The sequence below is a fragment of the Asticcacaulis endophyticus genome (assembly GCF_014652575.1).
GTDB lineage: Bacteria > Pseudomonadota > Alphaproteobacteria > Caulobacterales > Caulobacteraceae > Asticcacaulis > Asticcacaulis endophyticus.
In genome coordinates, this window is sequence record NZ_BMZB01000004.1 from 158,334 (window position 1) to 181,149 (window position 22,816).

Sequence of the window (22,816 nt, forward strand, 5' to 3'; positions counted from 1 at the left end):
AAATGAAAAAAAAGCCACTTTTACGATATACTGATTTAACTTCTCTATTCTATATTTTGCACAATAAAAAAATAACTCTACTAAATCCTGATTTATGGGATGATAGGAATGATATTTATTTTATTGATTTGTACAAAAAACGCAGAAATTTTGAATCTGTATTGGTGATGTGTTTGTCAGATTCAACACTTCAAACATATAATCAATGGAGTGTTTTTTCTAAAGGGAGTGGAGGGGTTTGTATAAGTTTTGATAGAGAAAAATTATTGAATCATTTTTCTAAAGAAGAATTTATTCATAAAAAAGTTTCTTATAAAAGTGTGAGGAATTTAAAAGAATATTTAAAGAGCAATATTGATTACGTAGATGATCTTCCATTTATTAAAAGGAATTCATATTCTGCAGAGATGGAGTATAGAATTATAAAGGGATTTTCAGAAAAAGTAAAATATGCTGATGTGTCCATAGAATTGTCTTGTATTAATAGAATTACTTTAAGTCCTTGGATGCCAATTCCCTTGGCGAAAAATGTTAAAGATACAATAAAGTTGATTGAAGGAGTTTCAAAAATTCCAGTTTTTAGGTCTACTATTCTCGAAAATAGTGATTGGAAGTGGACTGGAGAGTTTGCAGATGTACTCGACTTAATTGAATAAATTGATCCGGCGATATGGTCTCGGCACGCGCGGTCGGATCGATCCCGGCTTTTTCAAGTAAGGCTTCACCCCCCAGCGGTTTAAGCGAGGCCCGCAGCATCTTGCGGCGCTGACCAAAGGCGGCGGCGGTGACTTTTTCCAGGTTCTTGATCAGTTGCGCATCCGGCCGGTCGGCCTTGGGCGTCAGTTTAACGACCGCGCTATCGACTTTGGGCGGCGGCGTAAAGGCGCGGGCGGGCAGGTCCATCAGCTTTTCACAGTCACAAAGCACCTGCGCAATCACGCTCAGACGGCCATAGTCATTATCATCGACCGGGGCGACCACGCGCAGGGCGACTTCAAGCTGAAACATCAGAGTCATGCTGAGCGGCTGCCACGGGCCCGTAAGCCATTTGATCAACAGCGGTGTGCCGACATTGTAGGGCAGGTTGGACACCAGATGGGCGGCCTCACCCAGATCTCGTTCGGCCAGCAAGGCCCGTTCATCAGCCTTAACCGCATCGGCTTCGATCACGTCAAAGCGCGCACCGTAGGCGTCATTTAGCTCGCTCAAAAGCTCGATAAAACGGGCGTCTTTTTCGATGGCCAGAACGGATCGGGCCTCGCTTTCCAGCAGAGCACGGGTCAGACCGCCGGGGCCGGGGCCGACTTCAATCACCACATCGCCATCAAACGGACCACCCAACCGCACGATCTTGCGCGTTATGTTGAGGTCGAGCAGGAAGTGCTGGCCAAAGCTTTTCTTGGCCATCAGCCCATGCTGTTCAAGGCTTTCGCGCAAACTCGGTAACTCATTTTGCGTTTTAGGCGTCATAGCGCTTCATACTCAAATCGTGGGCGGTATGGGTGGCCGCAATCAGGCTGTCGGGGCGGGCAATGCCCTGTCCCGCAATCCCAAAGCCGGTGCCGTGGTCGGGTGAGGTGCGCACAATCGGCAGGCCCAGCGTAATATTGACCCCGCCCCAGAAATCGAGAGTCTTAAGCGGGATCAGGCCCTGATCATGGTAGAGGCAAATACAGGCGTCATAGGTCAGGCGGGCTTCATCGTGGAACAGGCTATCGGCGGGGAAGGGGCCTTTGATATCGATGCCCTGCGCCTGCAAATCCGCGATCACCGGCTTAAGCAGGTCGATTTCTTCGCGGCCGATGGTGCCGTCTTCACCCGCATGAGGGTTCAGCCCCGCCATAACCAGACGCGGCGATTTGATCCCGAAATCAGTTTTCAGGGCCTGATGAGTAACGCGCACCGTGTGGGCCAGATCATCAGCGTTCAGGCGCTTTTTTACATCCGATAGCGGGACATGGATCGTCGCCAGCACCACGCGAAGATCTTTGGCGGTGAGCATCATAACCGGGCCGCGCGCGCCGTCGTAAGGGGCGGCGGCGGTCAGGTTGCCCAGATACTCGGTATGGCCGGGGAAGCTAAACCCCGTAGCATAGAGCACGGATTTGGCGATTGGGCCCGTAATCAGCCCGCGCGCTCTACCTTCAAGACACAGCGAAACCGCCTCTTCGATCCAGCGGACAATATGCGGGCCATGGACACTGTCGGGATGGCCGACAACGGCCGGCGCGGTCAATGGCCGGTCAAGGACCGGCAGGCTGGCCGCAAACACCTTATGGGCGTCAGATATGTCCTGAATCACAGCGACATCAGCCCCGACCGTCTTGAGCGCTTGCGCATCACCTATCACGTAAAAACAAAGCTCAGGAAACCGCTTTAAGGTGTCCCAAGCTTTGAGAATAATCTCAGGGCCGATACCGCACGGTTCGCCCATGGTGATGACAAGCGGTTTGAGAATGATCTCAATCCTTTAAACTTATTTGTTCTCGATGGTCGCCTGATTGCGGACATCGCGCAGATAGCGGCGGCCCAGCATCGACAGGCGCTGATTGACAAGGCGGTCTTCGATTTGTTCCCGCGTTGGGGCGTTTTCACCGGCCAGACGTTTGTCGCAGACGATCAGCACGTTCATGTTGGCATCATTGCGCATCGGGGCCGTGGTTTGGCCGACATTAAGCGGCTTCAGTGCGGCGGCATAGTCGTCACGCAGTTCGCTTAAGGGAGTTTCCCCAAGGTCGGTCACCACGACATTGCCGTCAATGGTCGTATCCGTCAGGGCACCGCAGCCTTTTTGACTGTTGCGGAACGATTCCAAGGCTTTTTGCGCGGTCTCAACCCGTGAGGCCGGAGCGTCTGCGCCCAGCGATATGGCGGCCTGTTTCAGCGCCATAACTGAGTCGGAATTACCGTCGGTTTTTTCACGCAGGTAATAGATATAGACTCCTTCGTCCGTGGTGATCGGCTGGGTCATCTGACCGCCACTCATGGTTTGCAGGACGGTTTCGATCTTAGGGTCGATTGTGCCGGAAATCAGCCAGCCGGCATCACCGCCATTAGCCGCAGACGGGGCGTTGGAAAACTGACGCGCCACCGATTGAAACGGAGCGGCGCCACTGGCAATCTGTTGGAACAGTTGCTGGGCTCCGGCCTGGGCTTCGGTGAGGCCCCCGGCCAGATTGGGGTCGAGAAAGATTTCAGCGACCAGATATTGCGGTTTTTGACTGTCAGCGGTGATCTTGGCCATGTACGAATCGACCTGATCCTTACCGACGCGGGCCTTGGAATTAAAACGACCTCCCACCAGACGTTGCCAGCCGGTTTCGGCGCGGATCTGGCTGCGCAGGGTTTGCGGATCAACGCCCGCCCGTTGCAGTTCGGCCACCAACTGGTCGTAGCTCAGATTGCTCTGGGCCGCCATTCGGGTAATTTCTTCGGTAATTTCTTCTTCGTCAACTGTCAGTTCCCAGCGCTTGGCTTCCTGAAGTTCGAGACGTTCGTCAATCAGGCTGCGCAGGGCCTGTTGCTGGAAGGCTTCATAGTTTTGCTCGGTCACCTGAACGCCGGAGGTCACGATGAGCAACAGCATACGTTGGCGAAGATCGTAGGACGAAATCAGTTCATCATTAACGACGGCTATAATGCCTTCGCGCAGGGCCGGACGCTGTGCCAAAGCGGGTTGAGCCTGTGCCGGTTGCGCCTGTGGTGCTTCGGCCTGTGCCATGACGGCTGGGGCGGCACTCACCATCATCAAGCCTGCGCTCATAGCCAGAGCAGTCGTCTTAAACATCATTTTTTTCAGGCTCATGATCATCAGTCGGGTTGTATCCGCACGGCAGGCAAAAGGCATGGACAGTCTTCTCATGGTGACCGATAGCGTAGTTGGTCATGAATGTGAAGCCACGGCCATCAGCGAATATCATTAAAGTCTGAACCTGATGACCCTAATATGGCAAGGTTAAGGCGCAAAGATATTCCGCTTGACGCTTTTCCATTGGTGTTGCCTAAAATCGCCGTTTCGTCGCGCTCATAGACGACTTCGACCCAGGTGCAGTCGTCACGATAAATGGCGCTGATTTCAGACCGGCGCCAGGAATCGGTCTTCAGATCGCGGTTGATCCGCATCGACGCGCCCCAATTCTTGGTGAAGAAATGGCGGGCGTAAAGCTGAACGTCCTCATAGCGGCTGCCTTCAAAGCCGGTGACGACGGTATTGGTCGTGTCCCACTGCACGGCGGTGTTGTCGACGATGTAGCGAACCGTGGCGACCGTGTTGGGGCGGTTGACAGTAAAGCCGACTTCGCCGCGGCGGATGCCACCGTCCTCAGAATCCAGACGCAGCTTTGAATAGCCATAATAGCCACCATCGCCGGTTTTGAAGTCAGAGGTCACCACCCAGTCGGATGAGGTCTTAGCCAGCCCCGACGGATCGTAAGACACTTTGACGCCCGCAGGAGAGGTGGCGGTCAACAGATAAGTGTCTTCGACCTCGTTGCGGAATGTGCGCCCGACCAGGGTTTTGAGGGTGGTGCCGTCATCAAGCTGAACCTGAGCCTTTAGGCCGAGGCTGGCGCGGGCACCGCCTTCGTAAAGATCATAACCCGGTGATTTATTGGCCTTGAACAGGGTGGTTTCGTCATATTCAAAAACCTGACTGTCTTCGTTGGGAATCAGGCTCGACGATTTTGATTTGGGTGACACCGCCAGTTGGGCAATCGGCGTCAGCACCACATCAAAGCCATCGAATTTGCGAATCATCGGGTAGCTGAGGTCGAGACCTGCGGTGGCCAGACTGCGCGAAACATTGGCGCTGCGGCCAGCCGAATCAAGGTCGTCGATGCGGTATTGATCATGGCGCGCCGACAGGAAGGGGGCAGCCTTTATACCATGATTGGTCACGAAATCCCGGCGCCATTCCGCTCCAAGGGTCAGGCGCGCCGAATCGTAGCCGCTGGTGCCGTCGGAATCGTCAGGCGCAATCGGATCGCCAACATAATCTTCGCGGAACAGGGCCACACCTGATGCGTTGAACTTGAAGCGGCCACCTGCGAATTCATTGATCGGGTTCCACTGAGCCTCGATCACCGGGGCCACCAGCGGATAGCGCTTGTTTGAGCCTGCCACCGGTCGGTTGCTGGAGGTGCCGATGTCCTGCAAGGCGGCGATGCGCAGGTTCTGGAACGTCGCCATGGTCGCCGACACAAACGCGGTGTCGGTTTGGCGGGTCAGGTTAATCTGACTGATGAGTTGGCGCGATCCGGGGGTAAACACACCGCGATACTCATAGACATCGCCGACCTGATAGCGCTCGAAAAAGTTGGCGCTGCCGGAATCGGACACGCGCTCAGCCGTGAAGCTCCAGCGCCAGTCCGGGTTAATCTTGAATTCGCCGTCGGCCAGAATATAGGAGCGGTCGGCTTTCTCACCCCACTTATTGCCATCATTATCGAAAAAGGCCTCACGGGTGTAACCGGCACGCACCGTGACGTCACCGGAATAGAACCGGCGTCGCCAGGTCGTATTCAACAGCGGGGCTACTTTTTCGTTGAACTGAGGCGAGATGACCAGATCCTGATAGGGCGAAATGACCCACAGATAGGGCTGCTCATAGGACATGCCGCGCCGTTGTGACGAACCGATCTTGGGCATCAGCAGGCCTGACGAGGCCTTGGCGCTGGGGTCGGCGTGCCACAGGATCGGGGTGTAGAACAACGGTACGCCGCGCATCTTAAAGATGGCGTTTTTATAGATCACGACGTTGCGTTTTTTATCCTGAATGATTTCGCCGGCTTGAAACGACCAGGTCGGGCCCTTGGTGGGCTCACCGGGCTTCACGCAGATTTCGCACGGCGTATAAAGCGCGTTGTTGAGGACGTTGGTGTCTTCATCGCGTCGTTCGACCCGCTCAGCAAATATCTTGGTGTTGTCAGGTTGGACCGAGGCGAAATTGGTGCCATAACCGGCGGTCAGGTCTTCGTTGACCTCCAGCGTGTCGGCATACTGGGTCGAGCCGTCCGGATTGATCATGACGGCATTGCCCTGCGCCAGGGTCTTACCCGTCGTTTTGTCGTAGCGCACCATATCGGCACGGATGATCCGGCCATGATGGCGGACTTCGACATTGCCGCGGGCGACAATCACGTTTTCGCTTTCAGTCACCACTTCGTCGGCTTCGACATAGGCCCCGTCCTGCGTCAGGCCGTCTTCGCCAACGACATAGCCCTCAGCCGGTGTGATCACCGGCCGCTCAGACGGCGTGCTTTTCAGCAGCGGAGAGGCTTCTGGCGTCGGTGCGTTTTGAGCGTGGGCGACGCCGCCCAGTACACCCGCCGCCAGCAGCGGGCTTATGCCAACCGTGAGGAAATAAACGAATTTTTTCAGCGCGGGCTTGTGCATGTCGGACGCTAAGGCGTTACCTTTCAGGCTGTCGGCGCGGCGCTTAAAGACGCGAAAGGCCGTGGAATTACGGATACTCGGCATAGAGAAATATGATCAACAGGAACTTAATATTTAAAGCGCAAAGCGTGACAAGGCAATATGGCCTGATTACGGCAGCTTATCCGTCTTCAGTGTAAACCAGCAATGACATGGCCGCCAGAAGGGCAATAATCGGGGTCGCCCAGCCCGCCATAAACGCCGGAATGACTTCGGCCTTACCCATGGCTGAGCAAAGCTGGTTAAAGAAAAAGACCGCAAACCCAAGACTGACGCCGTATATCGCCAGCTTCGCCATGCCACCTAACCGCATCAGCCGCAGCGAAAACACCGCCCCCAGCGCCGACATGGCCGCAAACATCAGCGGTGTCGCCAGCAATTGATGCAGCCTCAGACGATACGACGTGGCCGAAAAGCCGGAGCGTTCAATCTCGGCAATAGTGGGCGCCAGCGACCAGAACGGCGTCGATTGGGCGGATATATATTTCTCAAACGCCGTCTGTGGATTCAAATTAGAATCGATCGACAGGGCATTGTAAAACAGCGCAGGTTCCCCCGCTGAGGCTTCGCGGGCGTTCTTGAGATCCCACATGCCGGGGCGGAGTATGGCCTCACGGGCATCGATGCGCTTGGTGAAGCTGGGCACGCCGGTCGAGTCAATATTATAGACCCAGAAGGTCGCATCGATCAGGTGGCCGATGCTTTTTTGTGAGGCTGCCCGGATAACGGTCTGGGTCTTACCCTCAGTATCGCCCTGACGCAGATAGATGTCGCCTTCCTTGGCCATGGCGGTGCCTTCGATACGGGCACGCACACGCTCATAGTTATCAGACAGATAGGTCGCCAGTGGATTAAGCGCGGTGACGGTAATCACCCCGATCATAAAGGCGGTGACCGATGCCGGGGTCACGAACCGCCAGGCTGACATACCGGCGGCCCGCATGGCGATCAGTTCTGAGCGGCGGTTCAGGTTCACAAAGGCGGCCAATGTGCCAAACAGAAAGGCGAACGGCAGTAGAACCAATATCACATTGGGCGATTTCAGCAGCATCAGGCCCAAAATCTGAAGGCTCGATAATTCCGTTCTGACGCCGAGGGATTTTGAGATTTCCACAAAATCGATCAGGAAAATAATGCTGGAAATCACCGCCAGCGCCACACCCGCCATGATGATGCAGCGCGTCATGACGTAATTTTCCAGCCGCCCGCGTTTGATCGGGTTTATGTAACGCAGCCAGTTCATGCCTGTTATGCCATTACTCATCGCGATTGACCTCCCGATGAAAGCGGTGACAGTTCAATCAGTTGTGTTGATGACTTAGCACCCTTGATCCGGTCGTTTTTATATATCGTTTTAGCGCACAGGAAGATCAGCGTCAGCGGGATAACGTACTGCATAAAATTCATCCCCGCCGAGTTGTTGCAGGCGGCTTCAACCCCAAAGCCCAATATCCGCACCCCTGCGGCAATGGATGAAACGATCATGATGCGCTTGGTATAGCCTGAGCGGCTGAACCGGCCACCCAAGACCCCAAGGGTCGCCAGCAGGACAAAGGCGATATTGTAGAGCGGCGACGCGAGGCGGCTGTGACCTTCGGCAAACAGCTTTTTCCAGTTACCGCGTTCCCAGTCCATCGCCATGTTGGGATAAAACAGTTCATGCATCCAGCGGTCGGATTCTTTATAATGCAGGAAATCGTCCGAGGAGAAATAGTTCGTGATATCAAACGCATATTCTTCAAAGGTCAGATGATTTAGCACGCCTTTGTCTGAGACCTGCTGCATCGAACCCTTACGCATGACAAGGCTTGAGGTGCCGTCTTTGCGCAGGATGCGGCCTTCCTTGGCGCTGTAGGTGCGGTCCATGCCATCACCACCGGGGGTTCGAATGAATATCTGGCGCAGCAGTCCGTTCTGGTCGATACGCTGTACATAGATGGTCAGGCCCGACTGCGTGGTGGAAAAATCACCTTCCCGGATCAGGGATGAGGCCAGATCGGTTTTGACATTGTAAAGTTCCTGCCGCATCAGGCGCGAGGCCGCGGGCTGAATAAACAGGTTCATCGCCAGGCTCAGCATGGTAATATAGACGCCTAGGCGTAGAACCGGCGACGCGATCCGCCACAAACTCATGCCAGAGGCATAACACGCTACGATTTCATGCTCATTATGCAGACGGTTGAGGGCTACCAATGTGCCGACGAAAATCGCGATCGGAAACACCAGGCTGGTAAGCTGAGGCAGGGCCAGAAAGCTGATTTTCAACAGCACCCACGCACTTTGCCCCCGCTCAACAATGACGTCGAGTTGGTTGAGGCTTTGCGACAACATAGCCACCGCCGTGAGCGCCAGAATGGCGGCGATCACAGGGAACCTCAGTTGACGGGAAATGTACCGTTCAACGGTGCGCATCGGGTGGGGATATCCGAATAAAATGTTTGATGAGACTAAAAGCTTTAAAACAGACGCTTTTTTGACGACTTCGGACGCTAAGATCAAGCTGAAAACCAAAAAACGCACCCAAAACCTGAGCTTGCGTGATTATCGTCAGGTGCTGGACATTTATGCACGAAAAAACACTTAACCTTTGCGGGCGTTTGTGGGCATAAACCCTCACATAAAGGTGTTGGAGCGCGGATGCCGCGCCTTTTTACGCCCAGATTCTGGATACCGGAGTACATATAATGCACATTCAACTGGCCACCCAATATCCCGAAAACCATGCCTTGGCCGTTCTGATCGGTGATGGTGACGCTCTAAGCGCCGGGGCTGAAAAACTTAATACTATCTCTTCGGGCTATATATTGGGCAGTCTGAAAAAGCTGGGTTTCAAATCCGCCAAAGGCAAAGTGCAGATTTTAAGCGCTCTGCCCGATCAGCCCTATACGGCGCTGGCGGTACTGGCCGCAGGTGATCTGACGGGCCTCAAGGGGGCTGATGTTGAGTCGGTGGTCGCCAGTCTTTATCACGCCACCAAATCAGCGGGCTTTGCGGATCTGGCGATTGATATGGGCAGCTTTCCGGCCGAGCAGGTCGCCCATGCCATGTTTGCCCTGACTCTGGCCAGCTACCGGTTCGATAAATATTTCGGTGCCGCCAAGCTTGAAAAGGCACCGTCACTTAAATCTGTGACCCTAATCTGTGATGATGTGGCCGAAGTTGAAGCCGCCTTTGCACCACTGAAAGCGATTGCTGATGGTGTGATCGTGGCGCGTGATCTGGTCTCTGAACCCGCCAATGTGCTTTACCCGCAATCCTATGCCGACCGCATCAAGGGCTTTGAATCGCTTGGCCTCAAGGTTGAGGTTCTGGGTGAAGACGAGATGACAAAGCTCGGTATGTTCTCACTTTTGGGCGTGGGCTTAGGCTCCCGCAAAGAGTCCAAACTGGTGGTCATGCAATGGCTGGGCGCGGACGATAAAGCCGCGCAACCGGTGGCTTTTGTGGGCAAGGGTGTCACCTTCGATACCGGCGGCATTTCGATCAAGCCTGCCGAAGGCATGGAAGACATGAAGTGGGACATGGGCGGGTCGGCTACAGTCGTCGGTACTATGGTGGCGCTGGCGGGTCGCAAGGCCAAGGTCAATGCCATCGGCGTCGTGGGTCTGGTCGAAAACATGCCTGACGGCAATGCGCAGCGCCCTGGCGATGTGGTCACGGCCATGTCCGGCACGACCATTGAGGTCATCAATACCGATGCCGAAGGTCGCCTCGTTCTGGCCGATGCATTGTGGTATACTCAGGATCGCTTCAAGCCGCAGTTCATGATTGATCTGGCGACTTTGACGGGGGCTATGATCATTGCGCTCGGTATGGATTATGCCGGTGTTTTCAGTAACAACGATGATTTAGCTGAGAAAATATCTGAAGCGTCTAAATCGGTATCGGAAAACACCTGGCGTATGCCGTTGCCGACCCAGTACGAAAAGCAAATCGACTCCAAAATCGCCGACATTCGTAATATCGGCGGGCGTCCGGGCGGCTCGATCACGGCGGCTCTGTTCCTGCAACGCTTCGTCAACAATGTACCGTGGGCGCATCTGGATATCGCGCCGACGGCCTGGACCAATGAGCAGCGTCTGCCGACCGTGCCGGAAGGTGCCACCGGCTGGGGTGTGCGCACCCTTGATGCGCTGGTCAAGGCGCATTACGAGGTCTAATATCTTTGACAGAAGTTTGGTTTTATCATCTGGAGACCACGGCGTTAAAGGCGGCGCTGCCCGATTTGCTGGAAAAAACCTTGCAACGCGGTTGGCGCGCCTATGTGCTGGGGCAGGATGATGATCTGCTGGAGGAACTGAACACGCATCTGTGGGCCTACCGCGATGAGGCGTTTCTGGGCCACGGTCTCGAAACCGCTGAGTTTGCCGATCGCCAGCCGATCTTACTCGGAAAAACCGGTGGTCGGGCCAATGAGGCGCAGGTGCTATTTTCGGTCACACCGGGCGATCTGCCGGACTTGACGGCCTATCAGCGCTGCCTGATTGTGTTTGAAGGTCGCGATGACGCCCATATCGGGTGGGCGCGGGCGCAGTGGAAGCAATTGAAAACGCAGAATTTTGACATGGCCTACTGGAAACAGAACGATCTGGGCCGCTGGGAGAAGATGCAATGACGATCAAACTTAAGCTTATCATGGCTGTGGTAGCACTCGCTCTGGTCTCCTGCGCCAGTCCGGCGCCCGCACCAGCCCCCGTGCCTAACCAAACCATGAAACCAATCCCCAATCCGCCGGAGCCCAAGCCGGAGCGTCCGCGCGCCGATAACAATGATCAGTGCGGTGCCAAGCCTTTGCAGTATCTGGTCGGTAAGCCGCGTACCGAAATTCCGGTGCCGGTTAATCCGTCAAAGCGCCGCGTGTTGTGTTCGACCTGTGCCGCGACCATGGATTACCGCGAAGACCGTCAAACGATTACCTTTGATGTGAATACGGGGATAATTCAATCCATCAAATGCGGGTAAAAGTAAAAGGCGGTCTTTGGGCGACTAGTTCGTCAACTTCGCTTGCAGGTACTAAGTGTACCCGCTGCGCTTGTTTCCTGCTACTCGCCTCAAATCTCGCCTTTTACAGTTCGTGTTTTATAAGCCAGCCTCGGCCTTGGCGGTTTCATAGGTTTCGGCGGCGATCATCCATTTGGATTCTAACGCCACCATATCTTCTTCAAGCTTAGCCTTTTCTTTTCCATAAGATATGGCCTTGGCCTGATCTTTTACATAAAGATCGGCGTCGCCCAGCTTAAGATCCAGCAGCTTGATCTTATTGCTGATGGTCTCAATCTGGCGCTCCAGTTCATCGGCGGTTTTCTTGAGCGGGGCAATTGCATTGCGGGCGGCGGCAGCCGCCTTACGCGCGTCTTTTGAATTGACCCCGGCCTGTTTTTTCTCAACCGGCTCATCGCCTTGCGTGGCGGTTTTGGCGCGCTCAATGACCAGTTTGGAATATTCATCCATCGTGCCTGTATAAGGCTTCACCGTGCCGTCATTGACCAGCCACAGCCGGTCGGCGACCATTTCGATCAATGAGCGGTCGTGGGTGATGATCAGCACCGCGCCTTCATAATCGTTAAGGGCTTCCAGCAGCGCACGCCGCGAATCAATATCCAGGTGGTTGGTCGGCTCATCGAGGATCAACAGGTGCGGCGCATCCATCGCCACCATATTCAGCAGCAGGCGGGCGCGCTCACCGCCGGACAGATCCTTACACTTGGTTTCGACCTTATCGACCCGCATGCCGAATGAGCCCAATCGTGCGCGGCGCTTGGATTCGGTCTCATCCGGGCGGGCGCGACGCATCATCTCCAGAGGCGTGTCTTCGGGATCGAGCGCTTCGATCTGATGCTGATGGAACCAGCCGACCGTCAGGCGGCGGTCACGCCAGTGGGTGCCGTGCTTTTCTTTCAACGCGCCGGCGATCATCTTGGCGAAGGTCGATTTACCGGCACCATTGACGCCCAGTATGCCAATCCGGTCATCGAGATCGAGCCGCAGGGTAATATCGCGCAGAATGATCTTATCATCATAGCCGACGCTGACCTCTTCGAGGCGCAGGATCGGCGGTGCTAATGGTTTTTCCGGCGACGGCAGAATAAACGGGGCCACCCGATCTTCAATCGTATCGGCAATCGGCGGCAGTTTTTCCAGCCGTTTCATGCGCGACTGGGCTTGGGCAGCCTTGGACGCCTTGGCGCGGAAACGATCGACAAAGCTTTGCAGGTGGGCGCGCTCGGCCTCTTGCTTCACACGGCTGGCGGCTTGCAGGCGGGCTTTCTCCGCACGCATCCGCTCAAAGTCATCATAACCGCCGGTATAGAGTTCGAGCTTTTGCCCCGCCACATGGACGATGGCATCGACCGATTCATTCAGCAGGTCGCGGTCGTGGGAGATAATCAGGGCCGCATTGGGATAGCGTTTCAGGCGGGCCTCAAGCCACAGCGCCCCTTCGAGGTCGAGATAGTTGGTTGGCTCATCCAGCAGCAAAAGATCGGGTTCGGCCAGCAGCGCACCGGCCAGCGCCGCCCGCATCCGCCAGCCACCCGAAAAAGCTGCGATTGGCCGGGTTAGATCAGCGGTTGAAAAACCGAGACCGGACAGAATTTCCGCGGCCCGTGACGGCGCGCGATCGGCCCCAATCGCATAAAGATCGGCGTGGATTTCGGCCTGATGGATCGGGTCGGCGGTTTCCAGCGCTTTCAGCAGATTTTCACGGCGGGTATCGATCGACAAAACCGCATCAATCAAGTGCTGCGGGGAGGCGGCCATTTCCTGCTCAACCGACGCGACGCGCCAGGCCTTAGGGGTAGTGATATCACCGCCCCCGGCCTGATATTGACCCTGGATCAGCTTGAACAGGGTTGATTTACCGACACCGTTCAATCCGACCAGACCGGCCTTGGTCCCTGGCGTCAGGGTTAGCGTCGCGCCGTCAAAAAAACGGCGCCCGTAGGCGTCAAAAGTCAGGTTGGTGATCTGCAACATAAAACGGATACTTAAACAGGTTATAGGGCTTGGCGAAATCAGATTGCCTCGCTATAAGCCAGCCAAACCCAAACGCCAAACGAATTTGGCCTAAAACGGAACCTACATATGTCACGTACCTTTTCTATCCTTAAGCCCGACGCCACCCGCCGTAACCTGACCGGCAAGATCAACGCCGTCATCGAAGAGGCTGGTCTGCGCATTGTGGCGCAAAAGCGCGTTAAGCTGTCGACGGCTCAGGCTGAAGCTTTTTACGGCGTGCACAAAGAGCGTCCGTTCTTTGGTGAACTGGTCGGTCAAATGACGGCTGAGCCGGTTGTAGTTCAGGTTCTGGAAGCTGACGACGCTGTGCCGAAGTACCGTGAAGTCATGGGCGCCACCAATCCTGAGCAGGCCGCTGAGGGCACGATCCGCAAGCTGTTCGCCCTGTCGATCGGTGAAAACTCGGTCCACGGTTCGGATTCGGATGAGAACGCGGCTATTGAGATTGCGCAGTTCTTCACGGACGCTGAAATCGTCGGTTAAGCAGTTCCGGGGTTTGGGGCCAATGGCCTCAAGTCTTACCCTTCCAAAGAAAAACCCTGCCAGAAACTGGCAGGGTTTTTCTTTGGATAAGAACAAGGTTTGTGGGGCCATGGCCCCACGCCCCAGAACTATTTCCCCGTCAATTCGGCCAATAACGCCTTACGGTCATAAACCGTCTTCAGCGCCTCCGCGATGGCCGAAGACGACACCACGACCGTGCGGTTTAGCGCACTGTCATAGTAATAGGCACCGCCCAGTGAGTGGATATTGCCATCAAACGCTGCCCCAATCACTTCGCCCTTGGCGTTGATCACCGGAGAGCCGGAGTTGCCGCCGATGATGTCGTTGGTGGTCACATAGTTGAACACCTTCGATTTATCGACCTTGGGTTCCGCAGTCTTCCATGACGTGGCCAGTTCATACGGTTCAACACCGGTGGCGCGCTCATATAGACCGGCAATATCGGTAAACGGCGTGATCTTCACCCCGCGATAGTCCCAACCCGTGACCTTGCCGTAGGATAGCCGAAGGGAGAAGGTTGCGTCCGGATAGGTCGAGGTGGCATAGGCCTTGAACCGGATTTTGGCTATCTTTTCTGACGCAATGCGGGTCGGGCCGGTCACGCGGGCTTCATATTGCTTGCGCACGGCCAGAGCCTCGTCGTCGATTTTCAACGCCCATTGGATCATCGGATCGTCGGACGCTTGAACCGCCGCCAAACCGCCATCCATCAGTTGTTTACGATAGGCGATATCGGTCAGTTTTGTGCGGTCGATCAGGCGTTTGGCTAAAGCCTCTGGCGATTCTTTATCCAGCAGCAGCTTGGTCACGGTTGAATCCGCCGTCAGATATTCGCGCGCTTTCAACAGGCGGAACTCAAGCTGAATCTGATCTAGCGGTTTTTCGACCGGCGAGGGGTTAAGCAGACGCTTTTCCAGCGCGGGCAGGCGGGTGTCAGCAAATTCCGGCAGGCGCTCAGTTGACGGCTTGGGCCTTTCCTTGGCCAGACGCACAATGGTGCGCGCGGTCGTGAACAGGGACGAACTGGTTGGCGCGGATTCCAGGAAGAAATAAGGGAAATAGAGATCGCCCACATCCTTTTGAGCGGCGGCGATATCAGCCCACGGATCACCAAAGGTGGCCTTATCTTCGGCGGTCATTCCGGCCTTAAGCGCCGCTTCTTCAGCGCGCTTGGCATCCATGACGGCAGGGTTATTCAGAGCCAGTTGCTGGCCGTAAAACACCTTAAAACCGTTCTCAAGATTGGTCAGGACATCGGTGCCGATGCGCTTGTTTTCCGGGCTTTGGGCCATGAACTGAATGATCCGGCCGCGCAGTTCCGAACGCTGAAGCTGCGACACAGGAATCAGCAGATCACGGTTGGTTTCAAGCTGCGCCACCGTCATCAGGCGCTGGGTTGATCCCGGATTGCCGGCCACGAAGGTGACGTCGTTTTCCTTGGGCGCATTCGGGTTGAATTTCAGGTGGTTCGGGGTTTTGACGACCTTACCGTTTTCATAAACGCGTAGAAATGCGGCATCGAGGTTATAGCGCGGGAAGTTGAAATTATCCGGATCACCGCCGAAGAAGCCGGACTTATATTCCGGGTAGAACACCAGCCGCACGTCTGAATAGCGGCGGTATTTATAGAGCTTATATTCGCCGCCCTGATAGAAGCTGATGACCTGACACCGGATAGTCTGATCGGCGCCGCAACCGGCTTTTTCAAGTTCCGAGGCCTTGGCGTTCATCGCCTTGACGAAGGCTTCTCCGGTCAGGCCTGACGTCGCGGCATTGATATCCTTAGTCACATCGCTGATGCCGGTCAGGATTTCCGCTGACTGGCCGGGGCAGGTCTTTTCCTCGGTGCGGGCAGCGGTGAAGAAGCCGTTTTGGGTATAGTCATTTTCCGCGGACGACAGATCCTGCGCGCAGGCGATGACGCAGTGGGCATTGGTCAGAACGAGCCCTTCGGGGGACACGACCGAGGCCGAACAATTGGATAACCGCACGGCGGCTGACTGGATGTGATTCAGCCACTTGGCGTCGATCTTGGTGCCGTAGGTTTCATTGACCTTAGCGGCGGGGAAGTTATCGAAGGTCCACATACCTTCTTCGGCTTGGGCGGATGTGGCGGCCATCAGGGTGAAGGCGGTGGTGGCGGCAAGCGCCAGCTTGAATCGGGCCATAGTCAGCAGTCCATGCAGTTACAATTGTAGGAATTGATACTGGATGTGCCGCGTGTGGCAACCGCTTTATGTTAATTATGAAACTTTTTTAACAAGCGCGGAGATTAACGCGCGTAGAGGTGACGAACCGCCGCCGGATAGAGCTTATGCTCCTCGATCAGTACGCGGGCGGCCAGATCATCCGGTGTGTCGCCCTTAAGGATCGGTACCTGTGCCTGAAGGATGATGTCGCCGTCATCGACGCCTTCGGATACCCAATGGACGGTGCAGCCACCAAAGCTGTCACCCGCTTCAATGGCGCGTTCATGGGTGTGCAGGCCCTTATATTTCGGCAGTAAGGACGGGTGGATATTGATCATCTTGCCCGCCCATTGGCCCACCAGATAAGGCGTCAGGATACGCATATAACCGGCCAGACAGATCAGTTCGATGCCCGCGGCCTTAAGCGCCGCATCAATCTCACGCTCATGGGCCTCACGGTCTTTGCCAAACGGTTTGTGATCAACCGCCAGCGCGGCAATGCCTTGGGAGGCCGCCCATGCAAGACCCGCCGCACCCGGATCATTGGAGACCACCAGCGTGAACTCAACCGGGAAATCAGCGTCGCGCGACGCTTCGATGAGCGCCATCATGTTAGAGCCGCGACCGGAAATAAAGATCGCGGCTTTGGGCTTGGGTGTCATTTACGCGTCCGCCAGTTGACCGCAGACAAAGGCATCTTCACCGGCATTCAACAGGGCTGCCAGAACCGCATCGGCATGGGTCGGGTCGACATAGAGCACAAAACCGATCCCGCAATTAAACGTCCGCAGCATCTCATGCTGTTCGATGCCGCCGGTTTCCATCAGCCAGCTAAACACCTGCGGGAACTCCCATGAGCTATAATCGAAATTGGCCACCAGACCGTCGCGGATAGCGCGGCCAGGGTTCTCGATCAGGCCCCCGCCGGTAATGTGGGCGCCGCCCTTAATCAGACGGGCTTTCATCAGGGGCAGGACAGATTTGATATAGATTTTTGTGGGCTCAAGCAGGGCCTGCGCCAAGGTCTGGTCCTTAGCGAACGGGGCAGGAGACGACCACGACAGACCCGCGACCTCAATCACCTTGCGCACCAGCGAATAACCGTTGGAGTGTGGGCCAGATGATCCGAGCGCGATGATCACATCACCGGCTTTTTGGGTGTCCAGCTTTGGGAGAACCTTATCACGATCAACGGCGCCAACGCTAAAACCGGCCAGATCGTAATCGTTTTCACCGTACATGCCCGGCATTTCGGCCGTTTCACCACCGACCAGCGCACAGCCTGCACGCTTGCAGCCTTCGGCAATACCGGCCACCACGCGGCGGGCGGTGTCGACATCAAGTTTCGAGGTTGCGTAATAATCAAGGAACATCAGCGGCTCAGCGCCCTGCGCCAGCAGGTCGTTGACGCACATGGCGACAAGATCAATGCCGACCGTATCATGGCGATGAGTTTCAATGGCGATCTTAAGCTTAGTGCCAACCCCGTCCGTGGTCGTGACCAGCAGCGGATCGTCGTAACCGGCGGCTTTCAGGTCGAACAAAGCGCCAAATCCGCCCAGACTGGCTTCGGCGCCAGAGCGGCGCGTGGCCTTGGCCAGAGGCTTAATAGCGTCCACAAGGGCTTCGCCCGCATCAATATCCACGCCCGACTGTGCGTATGTAAGACCGTTCTTGTGTGTCTTATTCGCCGGTTCCGACATAAAAACTTACCTTCGATTCTATTATTGGGCTTGCCTAAAGCCCATTGTGGTTTGCTATAGCTACAAAATGAGTCCAATTACAAACACTGATGAGCTTATTAGCTTCTGTGAGCTGATTTCCAAAGCGCCATTTATCACGGTCGATACCGAATTTATGCGCGAAACCACCTATTGGCCCAAGCTGTGCCTTATTCAGGCGGCAAGTGCCGATCATGCCGCGATCATCGATCCGCTGGCCAAAGATCTGGATCTCCAGCCATTTCTGGATGTGCTGGCTAATTCCGATATCCTCAAGGTGTTTCATGCCTGCCGTCAGGACATTGAAATCTTTTATAATCTGGGCGTTTTGCCGGCGCCTGTGTTCGATACTCAGGTCGCGGCGATGGCGGCCGGTTACGGCGATCAGGTCGCTTATGATTCGCTGGTGCGGCAGGTATTAAAGGTCGAAATCGATAAGGGCTCACGCTTTACCGACTGGTCGCGCCGCCCGCTCAGTGAGCAGCAACTGACCTATGCGCTGGGCGATGTCACCCATCTGGCCAAGGTCTACCCCAAGCTAAAAGCGTCGCTGGAAAAGGTTGAGCGATTCGAGTGGGTGTCTGAAGAAATGAAGGGCCTGATCGATCCGTCGCTCTATAATACTGATCCGCTTGATGCCTGGCGGCGGTTGCGGCCGCGCAAATCATCACCCAAATATCTGGCGGTGTTTGCCCAGACGGCAGCCTGGCGGGAACGCACGGCGCAGGAGCGCGATCAGCCGCGCGGGCGTATCTTAAAAGATGAGGGTATCGACGAGATCGCCACCCAGTTACCGACTGATCCGGCGGCCTTTGACCGGATGCGCTCGACCCCCAAAGGTTTTGGGGCGTCGAAATTCGGGGTTGAGCTGATCGAGATCATTCAGGCCGCGATCAAAGAACCCGAAAAATTCGCGCCCAAGATGGATAAGTCGGCCCCGCCGGTTCAGGTGCCCGCGTCGGTGGTGGAGTTGCTCAAAGTCCTGTTGCGCATCCGTTGCGAAGAAGAGGGTGTGGCGCCGAAACTGATCGCAACCGTTGCCGAACTGGAAAAGATCGCGCTGGATGACAATGCCGATGTGCCGTCCCTGCAAGGGTGGCGTCGTAAGGTGTTTGGTGAAGATGCTCTGCGGCTCAAGCGCGGTGAACTGGCACTGGTGCTCAATGGCCCCAAGGTCGAACTGGTCGAACTGGATTAGTAGCTTTCGGTGCGCAAACTAAGCTTAAGCGCGTTAGCCAAAGCGCGGGCGCGTTTGCGGGTTTGTTCGCCCAGCAGCAGGTCATCCCACCCGGCCTTGGCGCTGACGATCAGGGTTTTGTCGTCCTGACGAATGTGGGCCATTTTCAGCAGTTTAGCCGATTTGGCTGACAGGTCGCAGCCGAGCCTTAAGGTCAGGCCCAATTGGGTGGCCTGAAGATGGCGCTCATCACCCAATATCCGGCTGACCAGCACCGGCTCCTTGGTGTAGGCATCGCCACTGTAGCGGGTGTAGAGCGCGCAGGCCAGAAACACACGCTCCGCATGGTTTTGGCCGGGGATGGGGGCGCGCAAAACCTGATCGCAGACCAGATCGGCGCGGTGATCCGGATGCAGGCGCGCGCCGATATCAGCCAGTTTGGCCGCCGCCTTGATCAGTTTTTCCGAGGGGCGGTCGACATCGACGCTGTCGTAAAATTCGGTGGCCCAGGCCGCCAGTGCGGGGCCTAAATTTTCGCTGATGCCGTGGCGGGCGCCGAAATTGGCGCAGCCTTCGATCAGCGGGTCAAGGTTTTTATAGGTATCGGGCAGGTCATCAAATAGCAGGCCTTCGCGCAGACCATTGGCCGAGAAACAGATCGTTTCAATCTCAAAACATTCGATCAGCCCCTGAAGCACCAGCGCGGCATAGGAGATATTTTCCATGCGTCGTTTGGAAACGCCGGGGAATTTCTCAAGCGATGTCGGGGATTGAATCGCCACCAGACGCGCAATGGTCAGGGCATCGCGGGCGGACAGTTCAAACTGCTGAATAATCTGAAGTGGATAGTTGACCTTCATCATCCAGATCAGGGCCAGATTACGCCATGCGCCGCCCACCGCATGAAAGGTTTTGGCTCTGAATTGCGACCGGAGCGGATCAAGCTGGGTGCGGATAAGGCCGTAAGTTTTTTCCACATCCATCGGCTTGGGCGCACCCAAGGCAAACGGCCCCAGCGGCAGGGTCAGGCCCTTAAACGTCGATTGCGGATCAAGATTGATCAGTTCAAGGCTGGAACCGCCCAGATCACCAACAAACCCCTCGGCCTCCAACTGGCCGCAGCGCACGCCCTGACCGGCATAGTGGGCTTCTTCGCGACCGGTGAGGGTACGCACCTTAAAGCCGGTCACACGCTCGATTTCATGGGCGAACTCAGGGCCGTCAGCCGCGTCGCGCAAAGCGGCGGTGGCGACCACATGAACCTTGGACAGGGTATAGGATTCCAGAATGGCCTTAAAACGTCTCAGGGCAATAAGCGTATCTTTTTTGCCCTGCGGGTGCAGACATTCGGTTTGACGCAGGTCACGACCCAGCCCCGCCAAAATCTTTTCGTTGAACAACGGCCAGATCGAACGGCCTTCGATCCGGTAGATGACCAGACGAACGGAGTTCGAGCCGATGTCGATAACGGCGGTGTTGTGATTATTTTCTGGAACCAACATGATCAAAGGCTTGAGGCAAGTCCTTAACCCCGCGACCGCGCCCCGATAGTGAAGGGTTGGTCATGAAATAATCGTGAGCCGAGAAGGGGTTATCGAGGTGACTTACATCTATGCGTTTATAGCTGCCGTCAATAGCTAATTGCCAGCTCTGGGCTTCGTCATTGAAGTTGGCGACCATAATCTGATCCAGAACCTGACGATGAACCGTCGGGTTTTCAACCGGGATCAGCACTTCGACGCGGCGATCCAGATTGCGGCTCATCCAGTCGGCGGAAGATATAAACACCCGCGCCTGATCGGACGGCATCGCATGTCCATTGGCAAAACAGACAATGCGGGTGTGCTCCAAGAACCGGCCCACAATTGATTTGACGCGGATATTATCGGAATACCCCTTCACCCCCGGCCGCAGACAGCAAATGCCGCGCACGATCAGGTCAACCTGAACCCCGGCCTGTGAGGCCTGATACAGTTTTTTGATGATGACCGGATCGACCAGCGAATTGAGCTTGGCCCAGATCTGGGCGGGTTTGCCCGCGCGGGCATTGGCGATTTCCTGATCAATCAGGCTGACAAGGCCTTGTTTTAGCGTCACCGGCGAGAAATAGAGCTTATCCATCTTATCCGGGCGGGCATAGCCGGTGATGAAGTTGAACACCCGCATGGCATCGCGACCCAGCGCCGGATCGGCACTGAACAGCGACAGGTCGGTATAGACCTTGGCCGTTATTGGGTGGTAATTGCCGGTGCCGAAGTGGCAATAGGTGCGCAAAGTCTCACCTTCGCGGCGAACCACGACCGACAGCTTGGCGTGGGTTTTATATTCCACAAACCCGTAGACAACATGAACACCGGCCCGTTCCATGGCGCGCGCCCAGCGCATATTGGCTTCTTCGTCAAAGCGGGCCTTGATTTCGACCAGAGCGGTGACGTTTTTCCCCTGTTCGGCCGCCTCAATCAGGGCCGCGACGATGGGGCTGTCTTTTGAGGTTCGGTACAGGGTCTGCTTGATGGCGATGACATTCGGGTCGCGCGCGGCTTGCCGTAAGAACTGCACGACCGCATCAAAGCTCTCAAACGGGTGGTGGACCAGAATGTCTTTTTCGCGGATGGCGGAAAACACATCGCCGCCATTGTCGCGAATACGCTCAGGGAAGCGCGGCTCATAGGGCTTGAATTTCAGATCGTTGCGGTCGGCGGGGATAAGCTGCGACAGTTCCGACATCCCAAGGATGCCCTTAACCACCACCACATGTTCCGGTTCGGCATGAAGTTGCTCAATGATAAATTCGCGCAGGTCTTCGGGCATGTTGGCGTTGATCTTGACGCGCACGACCGAGCCCAACCTGCGCTGTTTCAACAGCGCTTCGAACTCCCGCACCAGATCTTCGGCCTCTTCTTCCATTTCGATGTCGGAGTCGCGGATGATGCGGAACACGCCGCGCGCATGGATATCAAAGCCCGGAAACAGCTTATCCAGAAACAGCAGCACCAGCCCTTCCAGGGTGATGAACTTGCGCTTGACCGGCCCGGTGCCGCGTCGTGCGGCGGCAGTGCCGATCTCCCAGAAGCGTTTGACCTGCGTCGGTATCGGCACCAGCGCGTACATGGCCTTGTTGTCCGATCGGCGCGTCAGTTTGATGGCGATAGAAAAGCCAAGGTTCGGGATAAATGGGAACGGGTGGGCCGGGTCGATGGCAAGCGGCGTCAGAACCGGGAAAACCTGATTGTCAAATTGGTTTTCAAGCCAGGCGGCATCGGTTTTATTGATCTCACGGTGGTCAATCAGGGCCACACCGGCATCGGTCATTTCTTCACGCAGGCGCGACCAGATCAGTTGCTGCTTGGCCATTAGGTCAAAGGCGGCCTTATTGACCATTTCAAGCTGTTCAGCCGGGGTGTGGCCATCCTGAGACATGACGCGCACGCCTTCGCGCACCTGCCCCTGAAGGCCAGCAACGCGCACCATGAAAAATTCATCGAGATTGTTGGCCGAAATCGACAAAAACCTTAAGCGCTCCAACAGCGGGTGGCGCGGGTTCTCAGCCTCTTCGATCACCCTCTGATTAAAGGCCAGCCACGACAGTTCGCGGTTGATATAAAGCTCATAGCCCAGCGGATCGTCGCTGTTGAGGTCAACGCTTAAGGTATCATCGGCCGCAAGGGGTTCGATGTCCGCAGGCAGAACCACCGCTGCGGCCTGCGCGCGTGCGGGTGTCTGGGGTTTTTGAACGAGTTCTGCGTCAGACATCTATGGAACCTTAAAGGGTAAAA

Annotated in this window: 18 protein-coding genes; 6 read left to right on the forward strand and 12 right to left on the reverse strand. The window is 55.8% G+C overall.

Annotated features, from left to right (window positions below; translation table 11 throughout):
* Positions 1-2: 2 nt before the first annotated feature.
* On the forward strand, positions 3-656 hold the full coding sequence (locus IE102_RS13885) for a DUF2971 domain-containing protein (protein WP_189487690.1): 654 nt from the start codon (positions 3-5) through the stop codon (positions 654-656).
* On the opposite strand, the gene rsmA is transcribed toward IE102_RS13885, so the two are convergent.
* The 6 genes from rsmA to lptF all read right to left on the reverse strand — a co-directional run bounded on the left by rsmA (position 589) and on the right by lptF (position 8,844).
* Positions 589-1,470, reverse strand: coding sequence for a 16S rRNA (adenine(1518)-N(6)/adenine(1519)-N(6))-dimethyltransferase RsmA (rsmA, locus tag IE102_RS13890; RefSeq protein ID WP_189487692.1), 882 nt, complete (start codon positions 1,468-1,470; stop codon positions 589-591). The genes IE102_RS13885 and rsmA overlap by 68 nt on opposite strands.
* A complete protein-coding gene (gene pdxA, locus IE102_RS13895) occupies positions 1,460-2,461 on the reverse strand; it encodes a 4-hydroxythreonine-4-phosphate dehydrogenase PdxA (RefSeq protein WP_189488031.1) in 1,002 nt (333 codons plus the stop codon). Before pdxA ends, rsmA begins: the two co-directional genes overlap by 11 nt.
* Before the next feature lie 15 nt (positions 2,462-2,476).
* Positions 2,477-3,847 carry a peptidylprolyl isomerase gene (locus IE102_RS13900; RefSeq protein WP_229807770.1) on the reverse strand — a complete coding sequence of 457 codons (1,371 nt, stop codon included), beginning with the start codon at positions 3,845-3,847 and terminating at the stop codon, positions 2,477-2,479.
* A gap of 59 nt (positions 3,848-3,906) precedes the next feature.
* Positions 3,907-6,477, reverse strand: a complete 2,571-nt coding sequence (locus IE102_RS13905) for an LPS-assembly protein LptD (protein WP_189487694.1) — start codon at positions 6,475-6,477, stop codon at positions 3,907-3,909.
* Between the two features lie 76 nt (positions 6,478-6,553).
* Positions 6,554-7,696 carry an LptF/LptG family permease gene (locus tag IE102_RS13910; RefSeq protein WP_189487695.1) on the reverse strand — a complete coding sequence of 381 codons (1,143 nt, stop codon included), beginning with the start codon at positions 7,694-7,696 and terminating at the stop codon, positions 6,554-6,556.
* Positions 7,693-8,844: an LPS export ABC transporter permease LptF gene (lptF, locus tag IE102_RS13915; RefSeq protein WP_189487696.1), complete on the reverse strand. Its 1,152-nt coding sequence runs from the start codon at positions 8,842-8,844 to the stop codon at positions 7,693-7,695. The genes IE102_RS13910 and lptF overlap by 4 nt, the downstream gene beginning before the upstream one ends.
* Before the next feature lie 272 nt (positions 8,845-9,116).
* Between lptF and IE102_RS13920 the strand changes: the two genes are divergently transcribed.
* The 3 genes from IE102_RS13920 to IE102_RS13930 are packed head-to-tail and all read left to right on the forward strand — an operon-like array spanning position 9,117 to position 11,394.
* Positions 9,117-10,592, forward strand: coding sequence for a leucyl aminopeptidase (locus tag IE102_RS13920; RefSeq protein WP_189487697.1), 1,476 nt, complete (start codon positions 9,117-9,119; stop codon positions 10,590-10,592).
* A 5-nt stretch (positions 10,593-10,597) separates the two neighbouring features.
* Complete coding sequence (locus tag IE102_RS13925) at positions 10,598-11,047, forward strand: DNA polymerase III subunit chi (protein ID WP_189487698.1); 450 nt, start codon at positions 10,598-10,600, stop codon at positions 11,045-11,047.
* Positions 11,044-11,394 (forward strand): proteinase inhibitor i78, encoded by a 351-nt coding sequence (locus tag IE102_RS13930; protein ID WP_189487699.1) that lies wholly within the window; start codon positions 11,044-11,046, stop codon positions 11,392-11,394. The genes IE102_RS13925 and IE102_RS13930 overlap by 4 nt, the downstream gene beginning before the upstream one ends.
* A 117-nt stretch (positions 11,395-11,511) precedes the next feature.
* On the opposite strand, the gene IE102_RS13935 is transcribed toward IE102_RS13930, so the two are convergent.
* Positions 11,512-13,407 (reverse strand): ABC-F family ATP-binding cassette domain-containing protein, encoded by a 1,896-nt coding sequence (locus IE102_RS13935; RefSeq protein ID WP_189487700.1) that lies wholly within the window; start codon positions 13,405-13,407, stop codon positions 11,512-11,514.
* Between the two features lie 108 nt (positions 13,408-13,515).
* Here IE102_RS13935 and ndk point away from each other — a divergent pair, with 108 nt between their 5' ends.
* Positions 13,516-13,932 carry a nucleoside-diphosphate kinase gene (gene ndk, locus IE102_RS13940; RefSeq protein ID WP_189487701.1) on the forward strand — a complete coding sequence of 139 codons (417 nt, stop codon included), beginning with the start codon at positions 13,516-13,518 and terminating at the stop codon, positions 13,930-13,932.
* Positions 13,933-14,060: 128 nt separating this feature from the next.
* Here the strand turns inward: ndk and IE102_RS13945 are convergent, their stop codons facing one another.
* The 3 genes from IE102_RS13945 to purM form a co-directional block, all read right to left on the reverse strand.
* Positions 14,061-16,121 carry a S46 family peptidase gene (locus tag IE102_RS13945; protein WP_229807772.1) on the reverse strand — a complete coding sequence of 687 codons (2,061 nt, stop codon included), beginning with the start codon at positions 16,119-16,121 and terminating at the stop codon, positions 14,061-14,063.
* A gap of 104 nt (positions 16,122-16,225) precedes the next feature.
* The gene (gene purN, locus IE102_RS13950; RefSeq protein WP_189487703.1) at positions 16,226-16,804 is read right to left on the reverse strand and encodes a phosphoribosylglycinamide formyltransferase; all 579 of its coding nucleotides are present in this window, start codon (positions 16,802-16,804) and stop codon (positions 16,226-16,228) included.
* Positions 16,805-17,845 carry a phosphoribosylformylglycinamidine cyclo-ligase gene (gene purM, locus IE102_RS13955; RefSeq protein ID WP_189487705.1) on the reverse strand — a complete coding sequence of 347 codons (1,041 nt, stop codon included), beginning with the start codon at positions 17,843-17,845 and terminating at the stop codon, positions 16,805-16,807. It lies immediately after the preceding gene.
* 67 nt (positions 17,846-17,912) lie between these two features.
* On the opposite strand from purM, the gene rnd reads away from it, so the two are divergent.
* A complete protein-coding gene (gene rnd, locus IE102_RS13960; RefSeq protein ID WP_189487707.1) occupies positions 17,913-19,061 on the forward strand; it encodes a ribonuclease D in 1,149 nt (382 codons plus the stop codon).
* On the opposite strand, the gene IE102_RS13965 is transcribed toward rnd, so the two are convergent.
* The gene (locus IE102_RS13965; protein ID WP_189487709.1) at positions 19,058-20,542 is read right to left on the reverse strand and encodes a Ppx/GppA family phosphatase; all 1,485 of its coding nucleotides are present in this window, start codon (positions 20,540-20,542) and stop codon (positions 19,058-19,060) included. The genes rnd and IE102_RS13965 overlap by 4 nt on opposite strands.
* Positions 20,523-22,793 (reverse strand): RNA degradosome polyphosphate kinase, encoded by a 2,271-nt coding sequence (locus tag IE102_RS13970; protein ID WP_189487711.1) that lies wholly within the window; start codon positions 22,791-22,793, stop codon positions 20,523-20,525. The genes IE102_RS13965 and IE102_RS13970 overlap by 20 nt, the downstream gene beginning before the upstream one ends.
* Between the last annotated feature and the right edge of the window lie 23 nt (positions 22,794-22,816).

What these genes read in the sequence shown, in the direction of transcription:
- lptF (WP_189487696.1), bottom strand. Translation starts at nt 8,844, where the DNA reads ATGCGCACCGTTGAACGGTACATTTCCCGTCAACTGAGGTTCCCTGTG.
- rnd (WP_189487707.1), top strand. Translation starts at nt 17,913, where the DNA reads ATGAGTCCAATTACAAACACTGATGAGCTTATTAGCTTCTGTGAGCTG.
- rsmA (WP_189487692.1), bottom strand. Translation starts at nt 1,470, where the DNA reads ATGACGCCTAAAACGCAAAATGAGTTACCGAGTTTGCGCGAAAGCCTT.
- ndk (WP_189487701.1), top strand. Translation starts at nt 13,516, where the DNA reads ATGTCACGTACCTTTTCTATCCTTAAGCCCGACGCCACCCGCCGTAAC.
- IE102_RS13970 (WP_189487711.1), bottom strand. Translation starts at nt 22,793, where the DNA reads ATGTCTGACGCAGAACTCGTTCAAAAACCCCAGACACCCGCACGCGCG.
- IE102_RS13945 (WP_229807772.1), bottom strand. Translation starts at nt 16,121, where the DNA reads ATGGCCCGATTCAAGCTGGCGCTTGCCGCCACCACCGCCTTCACCCTG.
- IE102_RS13910 (WP_189487695.1), bottom strand. Translation starts at nt 7,696, where the DNA reads ATGAGTAATGGCATAACAGGCATGAACTGGCTGCGTTACATAAACCCG.
- IE102_RS13935 (WP_189487700.1), bottom strand. Translation starts at nt 13,407, where the DNA reads ATGTTGCAGATCACCAACCTGACTTTTGACGCCTACGGGCGCCGTTTT.
- purM (WP_189487705.1), bottom strand. Translation starts at nt 17,845, where the DNA reads ATGTCGGAACCGGCGAATAAGACACACAAGAACGGTCTTACATACGCA.
- purN (WP_189487703.1), bottom strand. Translation starts at nt 16,804, where the DNA reads ATGACACCCAAGCCCAAAGCCGCGATCTTTATTTCCGGTCGCGGCTCT.
- IE102_RS13900 (WP_229807770.1), bottom strand. Translation starts at nt 3,847, where the DNA reads ATGCCTTTTGCCTGCCGTGCGGATACAACCCGACTGATGATCATGAGC.
- IE102_RS13885 (WP_189487690.1), top strand. Translation starts at nt 3, where the DNA reads ATGAAAAAAAAGCCACTTTTACGATATACTGATTTAACTTCTCTATTC.
- IE102_RS13920 (WP_189487697.1), top strand. Translation starts at nt 9,117, where the DNA reads ATGCACATTCAACTGGCCACCCAATATCCCGAAAACCATGCCTTGGCC.
- IE102_RS13930 (WP_189487699.1), top strand. Translation starts at nt 11,044, where the DNA reads ATGACGATCAAACTTAAGCTTATCATGGCTGTGGTAGCACTCGCTCTG.
- IE102_RS13965 (WP_189487709.1), bottom strand. Translation starts at nt 20,542, where the DNA reads ATGTTGGTTCCAGAAAATAATCACAACACCGCCGTTATCGACATCGGC.
- IE102_RS13905 (WP_189487694.1), bottom strand. Translation starts at nt 6,477, where the DNA reads ATGCCGAGTATCCGTAATTCCACGGCCTTTCGCGTCTTTAAGCGCCGC.